Below are 14079 nucleotides of genomic sequence, written 5' to 3' on the forward strand. Positions count from 1 at the left end.
GCACCGAGAAAGGCACGGGATCTCATGTGCGGCCCAATTCCCGGAAGCCCGGGGAGGGCTGGAAGCGTGGCCCGAACTTCCCGGCCAGCGCCTCGAGCCGCCCGGTCAGCGCGCCAGTTCCGGCCTGCGTAGCATAGTGCAGCGGGCCACCGCGAAAAGGCGCAAAGCCCGTTCCAAAGATGACGCCTGCATCGACGAGGTCGGCATCGGCCACGATGCCCTCGGCAAGGCACTGAGCGGCTTCATTCACCAGGGCCAGCATCAGGCGGTCGGTGATCTCGGGAGACAGATCGCCAGTCGAAGTCCGCGGCTTGACCGGACGACCCTCCTGGTAAATGTAAAAGCCCTTGCCAGCCTTCCGGCCAAACAGGCCATCAGCAACCATCTTCTCCAGCACCGGCGAGGCCTGCCGCCCGATGACGGGCGCGAGGGTACGGGCGACGTGCAGTGCGATGTCCAGCCCGACCGAATCAGCCAGCTCGATCGGCCCCATGGGCATGCCGAACTCCGTGGCGGCGCGATCGATATCCGCCAGTGGAATGCCTTCCTCGGCCAGTGCCATGGCCTCCGCCAGATAGGGAGCCAGGATGCGGTTGACAAGGAACCCCGGATGGCTGCGGCAGGGCAGGGGCAACTTGCCGATCTGTCGCGTGAAGGCCATGCCTGCGGCAAGACCTGCACTCCCGGTGGCAGCGGTCTGCACCACTTCCACCAGTGGCAGCCGGGCAACCGGGTTGAAGAAATGCAGGCCGATGAGACGCCCCGGATCCGCCAGGCATGTCATCAGAGCTTCCAGCGGAATACTGCTGGTGTTGGTGGCGAGGATGCAGTCGGGCCGGACCCGTGGCTCCAGCTCCCTGAACAGCTGCTGCTTGGCCTGCAAGTCCTCGAAGATCGCCTCGATGACCACGTCGGCATCGGCCGCGCCGTCGCCGGCGATGTCGGCCCGCAGACGGGAGCGCGCCAGGTCCTGCTCCGCGGGGTCGCTGATCTTGCGCTGGAAGTAGGCGTGCGCACGGGCCAGCGCCGGCTCGACGAACCGGGATTCCCGGTCCTGGAGCGTCACGTCCAGGCCACGGTACGCGCACCATGCCGCAATATCACCACCCATGACGCCTGCGCCGACCACGTGCACGCGGCGCAGCGCTGCAACCTGACTCGTGCCGGCGCTCTTGAGACGCTCCTGCAGGAAGAACACGCGGACCAGGTTTCGCGAAGTCTGGCTGACAGCGAGCTGGCCGAAGGAGCCGGCTTCCGCATCGTAAGCGGCGGGATCCTGTGCGGCATGCCTGCGCCACAGATCGATCATCGCGCCAGGGGCGGGGTAGTGCCGTGGATCAGCCTTGCGCCGCGCCTGTTTCCCGAGTGACCGGGCCACATAGCCGCGAGCCACGGTGGAGGCAAGCAGCCGGTCCACGAGCGGCTGCCTGCGACGCGGGCGAGGTCGTGCCAGCAGGTGCAGAGCCGCCTCGCGCCAGTCCGGTCCCTGGCATACGTCATCGATCAGGCCATGGGCGGCGGCTTCGCTGACGGGAATGGAGCGACCCGTCAACATCATGGCCATCGCAAAGCGCACGCCGACCAGGCGGGGAAGGCGCACGGTGCCGCCCAGGCCCGGGTGCAGGCCGAGCAGGACTTCCGGCAGGCCCAGCAGCGGCCGGTCGGAAACGATCGCCAGGCGCCAGGTGGCGCTCAGAGCGAGCTCCAGGCCACCGCCCAGCGCGGCGCCATCGAGGACCGCCACGCTCGGGCAGGCCATGGCCTCGAGCCGCGCCAGGACCGCCTGCCCGCGCCGCGAGAGGGCGGCCGCTTCATCGGCCGAGCTGATGCCCGGAAACTCGTGGATATCGGCTCCCGCCACGAAGCCACCGGGCTTGCCGGAATGGAGGACCAGGCCGGCGGGGGGAGCAGCCTCGAGCTCGCCGAGCAGGCCGTCGAGCTCTTCCATGACGATGCGCGACAGCACATTGACCGCGCTGGCCTGCACATCGATCGCCAGCCAGGCGATGCCGGCCGCATCGCGGACCAGGGTCCAGTTGCGTGGTCGCTGCTGTTCCGGCATGCCCGTCACTCCCGGCGTGGCACCATCTCGAAATCGCAGACCAGTGGCAGGTGATCGGAGAGGCCGATCCGGGGGATGCGGAAATCCGTGACCTCGATGCCCGGGCCATAAAGGATGAAATCCAGCTCCAGCCGTGGCGCCCTGCTCGGGAACGAAGCCAGGCTGCTGGTGTTGGCGCTGCGCAGGCCGAGCGATTCCTTGAACAGGAAGATCTCGTTCTCGCCCCAGAAGGTATTGAAATCACCGGCAACGATCACCGGCTTCCTGCAGCGCTTCACCAGCTCGTAGAGATGGCGCAGCTGGAAGTGGCGGTGGCGGTATTTCAGGGACAGATGTACCAGGAAGACAGCCACGCTGTCGAGCTCCAGCTCGATGATCAGGCGTTTGATGCCGGTGTCGAAGTAGTGGAAGCGCTCGCCCGTGACGCCTGGCTTCGCCAGGAAGGCGTTGGCCTGCTTGCGCAGGATCGGCAGGTACTGGTTTACCGACTCTTCGCCGTATTTGCACTCGTAGCAGGAATAGTGGCCCAGGGCATCGGCGATCGCCTCGGCCTGATTGACGCGTCCACTGCGCACCGAGCCGATATCCACCTCGATGAGGCCGACGATGTCCGGATTTTCCACCTTCAGGAAAGCGATGATGTTCTCGAGATTACCGGGGTTGCCGAACAGGTAGCCGGCACCCGGCACGGGCACGTGGGCGGGCGCCCCTGCGCCGACGGCGTAGCGGATGTTATAGACAAGAAGACGCATGTCCTTGACAGTGTAATTCCTCGTCGACCATGGTTGGAACCTTGGCGGCGCGAAATCCGTGACGGATTCCCGGTCACACGGCGGCGCGGCATGGCGCGGGAGGTCGCAGATGTCCGAAAACAACCCGATCAAGGTATTCGTGGTCCACACTTTTGCCGAGCATCCGGACCACATGAGGGTGTTTGAATACCTGGAAAGCCGCCCCAACTTCTACTACCAGAATTGCAGCCAGCCGGATGCGACGGTCGGGAGCGGTGGCGATTCGATGCGCGAGGAATTGCGCCGGCAGATCGAGCCCGCCGAGATCGTCATCCTGCCGGTGACGCTGTTTGCCGCCAACCCAGTGCTGGTCACCTTCGAAATCGATACCGCCAAGGGCATGAAGAAGCCGGTGCTGGCCATCAAGTCGTTTGGTGAGACCATTGCCATCAAGAAGTCCCTGCTGGACAAGGCCGACGACATCGTCGACTGGAATAACCGCAGCATTACCGAAGCGATAAAGCGCCTGGCGCGCAACGACGCCTCGGGGCAGTGGGAAGTCATCGAGTTCAAGCTCGACTAACCGTGCCCGGCGCATGGGCAGCGCCCTTGTTGCCCGTGGCAGGCTCCAGTAATATTCGCCGCCTTCGACGGGCGCGGCCTGCGGGCGGCCAGCGCCTGTGTCCATCAAACAACGACGCCTGATTCCGGCGGGAATTAGCCTATGACCATCGAGACGGATGCGCTGATTGTAGGGGCGGGCCCCTGCGGTCTGTTCCAGGTATTTGAGCTCGGCCTGCTGGGTATCCATGCCGACCTGGTGGACTCCCTGCCGGCGGTCGGCGGGCAGTGCACCTGGCTTTACCCGGACAAGCCGATCTACGACATCCCGGCGGTTCCCGTCTGCACCGGCCAGGGGCTGGTCGACGCACTGATGAAGCAGATCGCGCCTTTCGGTGCCGGCATGCATCTCGGCGAGGAAGTGGTGGGTCTCAAACCAGAAGATGGTCGTTTCCGCGTGACGACCAGTGCCGGGAAGGAGTTCCTGGCGCGGACCGTGTTCATAGCAGGTGGTGTCGGCTCGTTCCAGCCCCGGCGCATCAAGCTTGCCGACATCGAATCGCTCGAGGAAAAGGTACTGCACTACCGGGTGCGCGAGCCCGGCCGGTTTCGCGGCAAGAAGCTGGTGATCTTCGGCGGCGGCGATTCGGCCCTGGACTGGGCAGTCGCCCTGGCTCCAGAGGCTGAATCACTGACGCTGGTGCATCGCTCCGACCAGTTCCGGGCAGCACCCGCCACCGTGGAGTCGTTCCGCGCCCTGGTGGCGGCCGGCAAAGCGAAAATCATCGAGTTCGGCAATGCCGTCAGCCACAAGGCCGATGGCGAGCGACTCCTCGAGGTGACCGTCAAGCACGATGATGGCAGCCTGCATGTCCTTCCCGCCGATCACATGTTCGTGTTCTTCGGTATGTCGCCCAAGCTGGGACCCATCGCGGAGTGGGGCCTGGAGATGAAGGGCAAGGCGCTGAAGGTCGACATGTCCACCTTCCAGACCAGCGCCCCAGGCATTTACGCCATTGGCGATATCTGCGACTACCCGGGCAAGAAGAAGCTGATCCTCAGCGGCTTTCACGAGGCTGCCCTGGCCGCGTTCGCCGCCAAGGCCTACCTCGAGCCTGGCAAGAAGGTGCACCTCCAGTACACGACGACAAGCCCCCTGATGCAGCAGCGTCTGGGGGTTGCCGCCGAGGACTGAGGCGGCGCGCCGCCGGCGCCCGTTCGCTGTGGCAAGCGCCCGCCGGCCACTGGTCATCGCGCACCGCGGTGCCTGCGGTTACCTTCCCGAACACACCCTGGTTGCCAAGGCACTGGCCTTCGGGCAGGGAGCGGACTTCCTCGAGCAGGATGTCGTCGCCACGCGCGACGACGAACTGATCGTCTTCCATGACCTGACCCTCGAGGGCGTCACCGATGTCGCCCTGCGGTTTCCCGGGCGGCAGCGTGCGGATGGTCGCTTCTACTGCCGGGACTTCGACCTCGACGAATTGCGGACCCTCGGAGTCGGAGCGCGCCGGGGCAGGCAGGGAGAGCTGCGCTATCCCTCGCGGTTTCCCGAATCGGGTGGTCGGTTCGGCATTCCGACGCTGGCCGAGGAGATCAGCTTCATCCGCGGACTGGTCTCGTCAAGCGGACGCGTCGTCGGCATCTATCCCGAAATCAAGGACCCTGCGTGGCACCGTGCGGAGGGCATCGATCTTGGAGCGAAGGTGTTGCAGGTACTGGAAGAGATGGCCTGTGGCGATGCCCGGCTGCCCGTGTTCCTCCAGTGCTTCGATGCCGCCGAACTGCAGCGCCTGCGCGGCGAGTTTGGCTCGCGGCTGCCGTTCGTGCAGTTGCTCGAATCGGCTGCAGGCGAGCCGTCGGACCGGGAGATCGATACGATCGCTGCCTATGCCCAGGCGATCGGCCCGTCACTGAAGCTGGTTTATCGCGGGCCGGCGGGCGAGGGCGCCCCCATGAGCAGACTGGTCGAAAGTGCCCACCGTGCCGGTCTCGGGGTGCATCCGTATACATTTCGCCGCGACGACCTGCCTGCGGGAATGGCTGATTTCGATGAGCTGCTGGACCTGTTCCTGGTGCGATTGGGTGTCGACGGGCTGTTCACCGATTTTCCCGACCTGGTTCGTGCATTCGTCGACCATCAGCTGCCAGGCTGAGCCAGCCGGCAGGCGTTGATCCGTTTCCTCAGAAGAGGGCGCGGTTGACCAGCAGGTGGGTCCAGATTGCCGCCGCGTAGCCCAGGGCGATGGCAGGTGTCCACCAGAGGTGGCTGAAAAAGGTGTAGAACCCACGTGCCTGCCCCATCAGCGCGACACCGGCTGCCGAGCCGACGCTGAGCAGGCTGCCGCCGATGCCCGCCGATAACGTGACCAGCAGCCATTGGCCTTGAGACATGGGCGGGTTCATCTCGAGAACAGCAGCCATGACCGGGATGTTGTCCACCACGGCCGAGACGATGCCGACCATGACGTTGGCGACGGTCGGGCCCAGGCGCGCGTAACTCAGGTCAGCCAGCACGGCCATGTAGCCCAGGGCAGCCAGGCCGCCGACACAGAGGATCACGCCATAGAAGAACAACAGCGTGTCCCATTCCACCCGGGCGATGTAGCCGAACACGTCGAATGGAGTCTGGTCGCCGACGCCGCCCGCGCCCTGGCCCCGCAGGAAGTAGCCGTAGGCCTTGAGGTAGCCGAGTCCCAGCATCATGCCCATGACCGGGGGCAGGCCCACCAGGTTCTGCAACGACACCGCGGTTGCCAGCGTCAGGCCGAAGAGCGCCACCACGCCCGCGCCACCCGGCCGTAGGCCTCCGGTATGCATCGACTGCTCCAAGGGCAGGTGGCGTGGCAGTGATGGATGCATGCAGGCAGCAGGAATCAGCCAGGCGACGGCACTGGGGACCAGCAACCGGAAGAACTCGAAGAATTCCAGCCGGCCGGCCTGCCAGACCATGAGCGACGTGACGTCGCCAAACGCACACCAGGCGCCACCGGCATTGGCAGCGACGACGATGTTGATGCATGACAGCACGAGGAAACGTCGATCGCTGGACATCCCGATTACCAGTGCGCCCATCACCAGCGAAGTCGTCAGGTTGTCGATGACGGCAGACAGGAAAAAGGCCAGAAGACCGCTGATCCAGAACAACGCCCTCAGGCCGAGCCGGCGGCCGATGAGCCAGCGGCGCATGGCGGCGAAAACCTGCCGGTCCGTCATGGCGTTCACATAGGTCATGGCAACCATGAGAAACAGCAGCAGTTCCGCGTAGTCGAGGAGCGATTCCCTGGCGGACGCCGCCAGCAGATCCTGCGCTTGCTGCTGGCGTGCGGCCAGAGCCACCAGAACCCAGATGAGGCCGGCGGCGACCAGCACGGGTGTGGACTTGCGGAGCCGGGTCCATTCCTCGGTGACGACCAGCACGTAGGCCACCACGAACAGGGCGATGGCCCCGAGGCCCAGCCCGTCACCGGCGAAGTGAAGATGCTGGGCCGCATGGGCTGGCCCGGGGAACGCGAGTACCGGCAGCACCGTGTAGCCCGGTAGATCCGTAATACGCATAATGTATATTAAGTTAAATCACACATAGAATTCCCTGGATCGGCTGCTCAGGCCGGGGCGTAATCGCGGTATTCGGGCTCCCACCAGACGGCGGAAATCCGCTGCTCCGCCTCTTGCTCTGCCAGTCCCGGGAGACCCTGCTCACGGCTACACAGCACGGCACGGGCCACCTGCCTCGACACGTCCCTGAGGCGCGAAATCGGCGGATACAGCAACCCGCTCGACCTCTCGATGTCGGTGATCGATGCAGCCAGCGCCCGCGCCGCAACGAGGAAAGCACTATCGTCGATGGTCGCCAGGCCGGCCGCCAGGGCTGCCAGGCCGACCCCTGGAAATATGAAAGCATTGTTGCCCTGGCCGACCAGATACGACTGTCCGGCGTGGCAGACCCTGTCGGAAGGACTGCCGGTGGCCACCAGAGCGCGGCCGCCGGTCCATTGATAGAGGTCTGCCGCGTTCGCCTCGCAATTCGACGTGGGATTGGACAACGGCAGGATCACTGGGCGGTCGCAACCGGCCATCATGGCCCGCACGACCGGTTCGTTGAACGCGCCGGCCTGTCCGGAGGTGCCGATCAGAACGGTCGGCCTGAATCGCTGCACGACATCGAGCAAGCCACGCTTGCCCTGCTCCAGGCCCATACTGCGTGCCACGGCAGCCGGCCACGCCAGTTCGCGCTTGTAGTCGTCCATGGGGTCGTCGTCGACAATGAGGCCCTTGCTGTCCAGCACGGCGATCGTCCCTGTTTCGCTGGCGCCCGCAGCGCGCATTGCCTTGCGCAGCTGGCGCGCGATGCCCAGACCGGCCGCGCCTCCGCCGAGGATCAATACGCGCTCGGCATCGATCTGCCGGCCGGTGCTGCGCTCCGCGGTCAGCACGCCTGCGAGCGCCACGGCACCGGTGCCCTGGATGTCGTCATTGAAGCTGGGCAGCCGCCCGCGGAAGCGGTCGAGGATGCGCAGCGCGTTGTCCTTGCGGAGGTCCTCCCACTGCAGGATGACCTGCGGGAATGTACGGGAAACGGCCTCGACGAATTCGGCGACCAGCGCTTCATAGGCCTCGCCGCGCAACCGTCGTTCGGGCCAGCCCAGGTACTGCGGATCGGTCAGCAGCTGCGCATTGTCGGTTCCCACGTCGAGGCTCACCGGCAAGACGACCGCCGGGTCGATTCCTGCCGCAGCCGTGTACAACGAGAGCTTGCCGATCGATATGGCCATCCCCCCTGCTCCCTGGTCGCCGATGCCAAGAATGGATTCGTTGTCGGTGGCGACGATCAGGCGGATATGGCGTCCGGCGGCGGCCTGTTGCAGTACTTGCTCGATCCGACCCCGGTGCGCCGGCGTGATCCACGCACCGCGGCCACGCTGGAAGACATGGCTGTAGCGTTGCGTGGCAAGACCCACCGTGGGCGTGTAGACGATGGGCAGAAGATTCTCGATGCCATGCACCAGGACATTGAAATACAGGTGTTCGTTGCGGTCCTGGAGGCTGGCAAGCGCCACGTACTTCTCGAGTGGATCCTGCAGCCTGTCGAGCCTGGCGAGTATCCGCTGCCGCTGGACGTCGATGCTGACGGCACGGTGCGGCAGGAGCCCTTCCAGGCCGAACAGCCGTCGCTCGCGCTCGCTGAAAGCCGAGCCCTTGTTGAGAAGCGGGTCACGAATGAGTTCGTGGCCCTTGCGGCCAATGAGCCTGCAATCCTTGTCCACCCTGCCCTCCCCAACTCCCGGCTGGCTGCGCGAGCCGGCATTCCCCCTCCACCAACTAGGGCACGACCCGGTCGATCATGATCTGCACGGGCACACCCGTATCCGACCCGGCATGCCAGGTCGCTTCGCCGAAGATATCCCCTGGCGCCGCCATGGCATCCCCAGCAGCTGCCAGACGTGCCGTGAGCTCGATGGCTGCGTGATTCGCCAGCGACCGACCGGGCACCATGCTGTCGCTGTCGCTGATTTCCAGGTCCAGCGGCAACCGTGGTGCCTGGCGGCGGACCACGGCCAGAGGTGGCCCGGCAGACTTGCCGGCCTCGCGTGCAATCAGGAACAGCACGGCACCAGGCTTGACCCGCGATGCCATGTCCGGTGCCAGGGTGACGCGAACTGCAATCCTGGCCGGGGGCACGACTGCGGCGGAACCTTCGCGCGGGCCGGGGTCCAGGCTGGCGAGCTGCTGCTCGAGGATCTCGCGAATCCGGGGTGGCGGCGAGAGCTCGAGAAGCTTGCTCCAGCGCTGGCGGGCAGTCACGGTGTCACCGCGGGCCAGGGCTGCCATGCCGCCATACCAGAGGGCCTTCGGATTGAAGGGATCCCGCTCCAGGACATCGTCGAGGATGGCCGACGCTTCACCCTGCAGGGCGTTGCGGTCCTCGAGGATCGAGGCTTCCACCAGGGACAGGCGCAGTGCGTCATCGCCACCATTGCTTGCGGCGATAGCCTGGCGGAATGCCTGCTTCGCCTCGGCGAAGCGCTCGTTTCCCATGTAGGCATCCCCGAGCCTGATCCATGCGTCGGCATCGCCAGGCTGATCGGCAGTCCGTTGCCGCAGTTCGATCATCTCCGGCGTGTCGGTCGGCGGCGGCCTTGTGGCGGCCACTGTCGATGCGTCGCTCCAGGGGTAGTTGCTCGCCCGCTGGTAAAGCGTGGCGACGGCAACGGGAATGGCCACGGCAGCGATCAGCGCAGCCAGCGGGGCACGCCCGTCGCGCAACCTGCACAGCGGGATGGCAATGAACAGGACCGCGACGGCGGTCATCAGCGCCGCAATGGCGAGAAACGGCATCACGTGCCCGATCCGGTCGTGGCCGGTGGATTCTCGTCCGCGTCCTGGTCGGCAGGCAGACTGGCGCGGCGCCGCACGACGATGGCGAGGGTCACGGCACCGGCCAGCAGCAGCATTCCAGGTGCCAGCCAGAGCAGCGCGGTGGCGGCGCCGAAGCGCGGCTTGTAGAGCACGAAATCGCCGTAGCGATCGAGCAGGAAATGCTTGATGTCATCCTCGGACCTGCCTTGTACCACCATGGCATGGATCTCGCGGCGCAGGTCGGCCGCCAGTGGCGCCGTGGAATCGGCTACCGTCTGGTTCTGGCACACCAGGCATCGCACCTCGTGCGTGAGTCTCTCGTAGAGTGCCTGCCGTGCAGGGTCCTGCATCGGAGGTTCCTGGTCGATGGCCCAGGCTGGCATGGCTGCAAGGGCCAGTAGCAGCACGCGCAACCAGGCGCCACAGCCGGCACTGTTCATGGATGCTGCCCCCGCGCCTGGCGGATACGCGGCAGGAACTCCCTTTGCCAGACCTCGGCGTTGAGCGGCGCGATGTGCTTGTAGAGCACCTTGCCGCCCGCATCGATCAGGAAAGTTTCAGGCGCACCGTACACGCCCCAGTCGATGGCAGCGCGTCCATCCTGGTCGACACCCGTCGCGGTGTACGGATTGCCGAGCGTCGCGAGCCACTGGCGTGCGAGGTCAGGGTCATCCTTCCAGTTCAGGCTGAAGATCCTCACGTCCGCAGTGCGCGAGAGTTCCATCAGGAAGGGGTGTTCCTGGCGACAGCCCGAACACCAGGTGGCCCAGACATTCAGCAGGGCAACATCGCCGCCAAGATCCTGGTTGCTGAGGGTCCGGCCGGGATCGTCGAGTCGTGGCAGCGAGAACGACGGCGCCTGCTTGCCAATCAGCGGCGATGGCACGTAGCTCGGATCGCGGTTCAGGCCAACCACCAGCAATGCAACCAGGGCAGCCAGAATGACGATGGGAAGCAGGAACCGGATCATCGGCACTGACGGCAGGACTGCGAGGTCAACCTGCGGCAGCGGGCGTGCTGCCGTCGCGCCGCTCCTCGGCGACGCTTTCACGAACCGCCATCCGGTAGCGCCTGTCGGTGATCGCCAGGATGCCGCCGAATGCCATGATGGCGGCTCCAAGCCAGATGAACCGTACCAGCGGCTTGTACTGCAGGCGGACGCTCCACGCGCCCTTGCCGAGATCCTCGCCCAGCGCGACGAACAGGTCGCGATGCCAGCCGGCATCGATGCCGGCTTCCGTCATCGGCGAGGACCGTACACGGTAAAGCCTCTTTTCGGGGTGCAGGGTTGCCACCGGTGCCCCGTCCCGCGTGATCTCCATGTCGGCACGCAGTGCCTCGTAGTTCGGTCCGCTTGCGGAGGTGATGCCCCGGAACAGCAGCTGGTACTCGCCGAGGTGCAGCGTCTCTCCCGGGCTGATCTTCTCGTCGGTCACAACACTGAAGCTCGAGGTGATCGTGATCCCCAGCACGCACAGGCCCAGCCCGAGGTGCGCGATCTGCATGCCGATCATGCCGCGCGTCAGGCGCGGGCCCTTGCCTCGCAGACGCAGCAGGGGATCGAGCAGCGAGGCAAGAACCACCCAGGCCGCAGCCGTGACGCCGACGATGGTCAGGAGGTGAGCGGATCCGTAGACCAGCACCGGCAAGCCGATACCGGCCGCTGCAGCCGCCAGCGCGATCCATCTGAGGCGACGGCCCACGGGCCAGGCATCGGCCGCGCGCCAGGCCGTGTGCATGCCGACACCGATGGCGAACAGCAGCGGAACCATGGGCACGAGGAATACCATTTCGAAGTATGGAGGCCCGACGGAGATCTTGCCCACATTCAGCGCATCGAGAATCAGCGGATAGAGGGTACCCACCATGATCAGGCCTGCCGCCGCCGACAGCAGGATGTTGTTGACGAGCAGGAAAGTCTCGCGCGAGAAGGGCCTGAAGCCGATGGCACGGTCGAGCCGCGGCGCGCGCCAGGCATACAGGCCAAGGGCAATGCCGATCACGATACTGAGGTAGGCGAGGATGAACAGCCCGCGGGCCGGATCCGAGGCGAATGCATGCACGGAGACCAGGACACCGGAGCGCACCAGGAAAGTCCCCAGCAGGCTCAACGAGAAGGCGCCAATGGCGAGCAACAGCGTCGTGCCCTTGAAGAGCCCGCGTTTCTCGGTGACCGCCAGCGAGTGGATCAGTGCCGTGCCCACCAGCCAGGGCATGAACGAGGCGTTCTCGACGGGATCCCAGAACCACCAGCCGCCCCAGCCGAGCTCGTAATAAGCCCACCAGCTCCCCATGGCGATGCCCACCGTCAGGAAAGCCCAGGCAGCCGTGGTCCACGGCCGCGCCCAGCGTGCCCATTGCTGGTCGATCCGCCCTGCCAGCATGGCCGCCACGGCAAAAGCGAATGCCACGGAAAAGCCAACGTAGCCCGCGTACAGCAGAGGCGGATGGGCCGCCATCGCCGGATCCTGCAGCAGCGGATTGAGGTCGTTGCCATCGATCGGCGCCGGAAACACCCTCAGGAAGGGATTGGAAGTCATCAGGATGAAGAGGATGAACCCGGCGCTGACGAAACCCATGACACCGATGATGCGGCAGGCCATCTCCCGCGGCACGCTGCGGCTGCCAGCGGCGACCGCCGCCGTCCACAGCGAGAGCAGCACCACCCACAGCAGCAACGAGCCCTCGTGCCCGCCCCAGACGGCGGCAAAGCGGTAAACCGCTGGCAGGGAAGTGTTGGAATTCTGGGCGACGTAGGCCACAGAGAAATCGTTGTTGACAAACGACCAGGCGAGTGCCGCAAAGGCGGCCAGCACGAAGACAGTGTGTCCCGCTGCCGCCGGGATCGCCACGCGCATCCAGCCGGCCTTGTGCAACTGCGCACCGGCGAGCGGGAAGAACGCCTGTGCCATCGCCAGGCAGAGCGCGAGGATGAGGCAAAGCTGTCCGAACTCTGGAACCATGGTCGTAGCCTCAGGGATTGGCCGCCGGCTCTACCGCGCCCGGATGACCCTGTTCGCGCAGGGCCTGGGCCACTTCCGGGGGCATGTAGTTCTCGTCGTGCTTGGCCAGTACCTCGTCCGCCCGGAAGCTGCCATCGGGCAGCAGGACGCCGTAGGCGATGACACCCTGCCCTTCGCGGAACAGGTCCGGGAGGATGCCCGAGTAGTTCACCGTCATCGCTTTCTTCACGTCCGTTACCTGGAATTGCATCTTGAGCTGGCCCGGCTCGCGATGCAGCGAACCCGGCTGCACCAGGCCTCCCAGACGGAACTTCTTGCCTGCTGGAGCCTCGCCCGCCGCCACCTGGGTCGGCGTATAGAAATAGAGCAGGTTGTCGTTGAAGGCGCGAAGTGCCAGGCCGGCAGCGAGTGCCACGCCCGCCACCACCAGCCCGACCACCATCAATCTCTGTCTTCTCGGGGTCATTTCTGCAAACTCCCTGGCCGGTTGGCCCGCAGGCGCAAGCGCCTCAGGGTACTGTGATAGCGCCGATCGGCACCGATGATGTTCGCCAGCAACACGACCAGCGTAAGGCCGAACGCACTCCAGACCCAAAGGGCATAACCGCCCATATCGAGGAAATCGCTCATCGGATCAGCCCGCCGCCGAGCCCGCGATGATTTCCCGGGCCCAGCGCGCCTGCTGCTCCCTCTCCAGTACCTCGCCCTGCAGGCGCCGGGTGAGGACCGCCAGGAAAAACAGCGTGAATCCGCAGATCATCACCAGCAATGGCCAGAGCATGTCCATGGTGATGGACGGATTGTCGAACTTGGAGATGGTCGGCCCCTGGTGCAGCGTGCTCCACCAGATCACGGAATAGTGGATGATCGGGATATTGACGACGCCGACGAGCGCCAGAACCGCACTGGCGCGATCGGCCTTGCCGAGGTCATCGAAGGCACTGCGCAGGAGGATATAGCCGAGGTAGAGGAACAGAAGGATGAGCTCCGAGGTCAGGCGCGCATCCCAGACCCACCAGGTGCCCCACATGGGCTGGCCCCAGACCGCTCCAGTCACCAGGGCGAGGAAGGTGAAGGAGGCTCCGATGGGTGCGGCACTCGCGGCCACCGCATGGGCCAGCTTGATACGCCACACCAGCGCGATTGCCGAAGCCACCGCCATGACCACGTAGATCAGCATCGAAAGGTAGGCGCTCGGCACGTGCACGTAGATGATCCGGAATCCCTCTCCTTGCTGGTAGTCGGGCGGGGCCAGCACCAGACCGCCATAGGCGCCTGCGGCGATGCAGGCCAGCGCCGGCCACAGCAGCCAGCGACGCAAGACGCCGGCCAGCCGGTAGAAATGCGGCGGTGAAGCGAGGCGATGCATCCAGGCAGGTAGGGCTATTGCCATGAGGGCGGA

General features: G+C 65.5%; 14 protein-coding genes. 3 read left to right on the top strand and 11 right to left on the bottom strand.

Annotated elements, in window-relative coordinates:
- Positions 1 to 22: 22 nt before the first annotated feature.
- Complete coding sequence (locus tag HRU81_05335; GenBank protein QOJ31569.1) at positions 23 to 2062, bottom strand: enoyl-CoA hydratase/isomerase family protein; 2040 nt, start codon at positions 2060 to 2062, stop codon at positions 23 to 25.
- 5 nt (positions 2063 to 2067) lie between these two features.
- On the bottom strand, positions 2068 to 2814 hold the full coding sequence (locus tag HRU81_05340; protein QOJ31570.1) for an endonuclease/exonuclease/phosphatase family protein: 747 nt from the start codon (positions 2812 to 2814) through the stop codon (positions 2068 to 2070).
- Between the two features lie 109 nt (positions 2815 to 2923).
- Here HRU81_05340 and HRU81_05345 point away from each other — a divergent pair, with 109 nt between their 5' ends.
- From HRU81_05345 to glpQ, 3 genes are all read left to right on the top strand, one after another.
- Positions 2924 to 3376 carry a hypothetical protein gene (locus HRU81_05345; protein ID QOJ31571.1) on the top strand — a complete coding sequence of 151 codons (453 nt, stop codon included), beginning with the start codon at positions 2924 to 2926 and terminating at the stop codon, positions 3374 to 3376.
- A gap of 141 nt (positions 3377 to 3517) precedes the next feature.
- Positions 3518 to 4549, top strand: coding sequence for an NAD(P)/FAD-dependent oxidoreductase (locus HRU81_05350; protein QOJ31572.1), 1032 nt, complete (start codon positions 3518 to 3520; stop codon positions 4547 to 4549).
- Positions 4533 to 5510: a glycerophosphodiester phosphodiesterase gene (glpQ, locus tag HRU81_05355; protein ID QOJ31573.1), complete on the top strand. Its 978-nt coding sequence runs from the start codon at positions 4533 to 4535 to the stop codon at positions 5508 to 5510. Before HRU81_05350 ends, glpQ begins: the two co-directional genes overlap by 17 nt.
- Before the next feature lie 28 nt (positions 5511 to 5538).
- Here glpQ and nhaD read toward each other — a convergent pair whose 3' ends face one another.
- Genes nhaD through HRU81_05400 form a run of 9 tightly spaced genes read right to left on the bottom strand, consistent with a single transcriptional unit; the run spans position 5539 to position 14070 of the window.
- Complete coding sequence (gene nhaD / locus HRU81_05360) at positions 5539 to 6912, bottom strand: sodium:proton antiporter NhaD (GenBank protein ID QOJ31574.1); 1374 nt, start codon at positions 6910 to 6912, stop codon at positions 5539 to 5541.
- Positions 6913 to 6959: 47 nt separating this feature from the next.
- A complete protein-coding gene (locus HRU81_05365; GenBank protein QOJ31575.1) occupies positions 6960 to 8621 on the bottom strand; it encodes an NAD-dependent malic enzyme in 1662 nt (553 codons plus the stop codon).
- A gap of 55 nt (positions 8622 to 8676) precedes the next feature.
- Positions 8677 to 9696: a tetratricopeptide repeat protein gene (locus HRU81_05370; protein ID QOJ31576.1), complete on the bottom strand. Its 1020-nt coding sequence runs from the start codon at positions 9694 to 9696 to the stop codon at positions 8677 to 8679.
- Positions 9693 to 10154 (bottom strand): cytochrome c-type biogenesis protein CcmH, encoded by a 462-nt coding sequence (locus HRU81_05375; GenBank protein ID QOJ31577.1) that lies wholly within the window; start codon positions 10152 to 10154, stop codon positions 9693 to 9695. Before HRU81_05375 ends, HRU81_05370 begins: the two co-directional genes overlap by 4 nt.
- On the bottom strand, positions 10151 to 10684 hold the full coding sequence (locus HRU81_05380; GenBank protein QOJ31578.1) for a DsbE family thiol:disulfide interchange protein: 534 nt from the start codon (positions 10682 to 10684) through the stop codon (positions 10151 to 10153). The genes HRU81_05375 and HRU81_05380 overlap by 4 nt, the downstream gene beginning before the upstream one ends.
- A 25-nt stretch (positions 10685 to 10709) precedes the next feature.
- Complete coding sequence (locus HRU81_05385; GenBank protein ID QOJ31579.1) at positions 10710 to 12677, bottom strand: heme lyase CcmF/NrfE family subunit; 1968 nt, start codon at positions 12675 to 12677, stop codon at positions 10710 to 10712.
- Positions 12678 to 12687: 10 nt separating this feature from the next.
- A complete protein-coding gene (gene ccmE, locus HRU81_05390) occupies positions 12688 to 13143 on the bottom strand; it encodes a cytochrome c maturation protein CcmE (GenBank protein QOJ31580.1) in 456 nt (151 codons plus the stop codon).
- Positions 13140 to 13307 (bottom strand): heme exporter protein CcmD, encoded by a 168-nt coding sequence (gene ccmD, locus HRU81_05395; protein ID QOJ31581.1) that lies wholly within the window; start codon positions 13305 to 13307, stop codon positions 13140 to 13142. The genes ccmE and ccmD overlap by 4 nt, the downstream gene beginning before the upstream one ends.
- A gap of 4 nt (positions 13308 to 13311) precedes the next feature.
- On the bottom strand, positions 13312 to 14070 hold the full coding sequence (locus HRU81_05400) for a heme ABC transporter permease (protein ID QOJ31582.1): 759 nt from the start codon (positions 14068 to 14070) through the stop codon (positions 13312 to 13314).
- Positions 14071 to 14079 lie beyond the last annotated feature (9 nt).

The organism is Gammaproteobacteria bacterium (assembly GCA_015709695.1).
Classification (GTDB): domain Bacteria; phylum Pseudomonadota; class Gammaproteobacteria; order Steroidobacterales.

Bases quoted from the DNA above. Each gene is read 5' to 3' on its own strand.
- ccmE (QOJ31580.1), bottom strand. From the start codon at position 13,143: ATGACCCCGAGAAGACAGAGATTGATGGTGGTCGGGCTGGTGGTGGCG.
- HRU81_05335 (QOJ31569.1), bottom strand. From the start codon at position 2,062: ATGCCGGAACAGCAGCGACCACGCAACTGGACCCTGGTCCGCGATGCG.
- HRU81_05400 (QOJ31582.1), bottom strand. From the start codon at position 14,070: ATGGCAATAGCCCTACCTGCCTGGATGCATCGCCTCGCTTCACCGCCG.
- nhaD (QOJ31574.1), bottom strand. From the start codon at position 6,912: ATGCGTATTACGGATCTACCGGGCTACACGGTGCTGCCGGTACTCGCG.
- HRU81_05345 (QOJ31571.1), top strand. From the start codon at position 2,924: ATGTCCGAAAACAACCCGATCAAGGTATTCGTGGTCCACACTTTTGCC.
- HRU81_05340 (QOJ31570.1), bottom strand. From the start codon at position 2,814: ATGCGTCTTCTTGTCTATAACATCCGCTACGCCGTCGGCGCAGGGGCG.
- HRU81_05350 (QOJ31572.1), top strand. From the start codon at position 3,518: ATGACCATCGAGACGGATGCGCTGATTGTAGGGGCGGGCCCCTGCGGT.
- HRU81_05375 (QOJ31577.1), bottom strand. From the start codon at position 10,154: ATGAACAGTGCCGGCTGTGGCGCCTGGTTGCGCGTGCTGCTACTGGCC.
- HRU81_05385 (QOJ31579.1), bottom strand. From the start codon at position 12,677: ATGGTTCCAGAGTTCGGACAGCTTTGCCTCATCCTCGCGCTCTGCCTG.
- ccmD (QOJ31581.1), bottom strand. From the start codon at position 13,307: ATGAGCGATTTCCTCGATATGGGCGGTTATGCCCTTTGGGTCTGGAGT.
- HRU81_05380 (QOJ31578.1), bottom strand. From the start codon at position 10,684: ATGATCCGGTTCCTGCTTCCCATCGTCATTCTGGCTGCCCTGGTTGCA.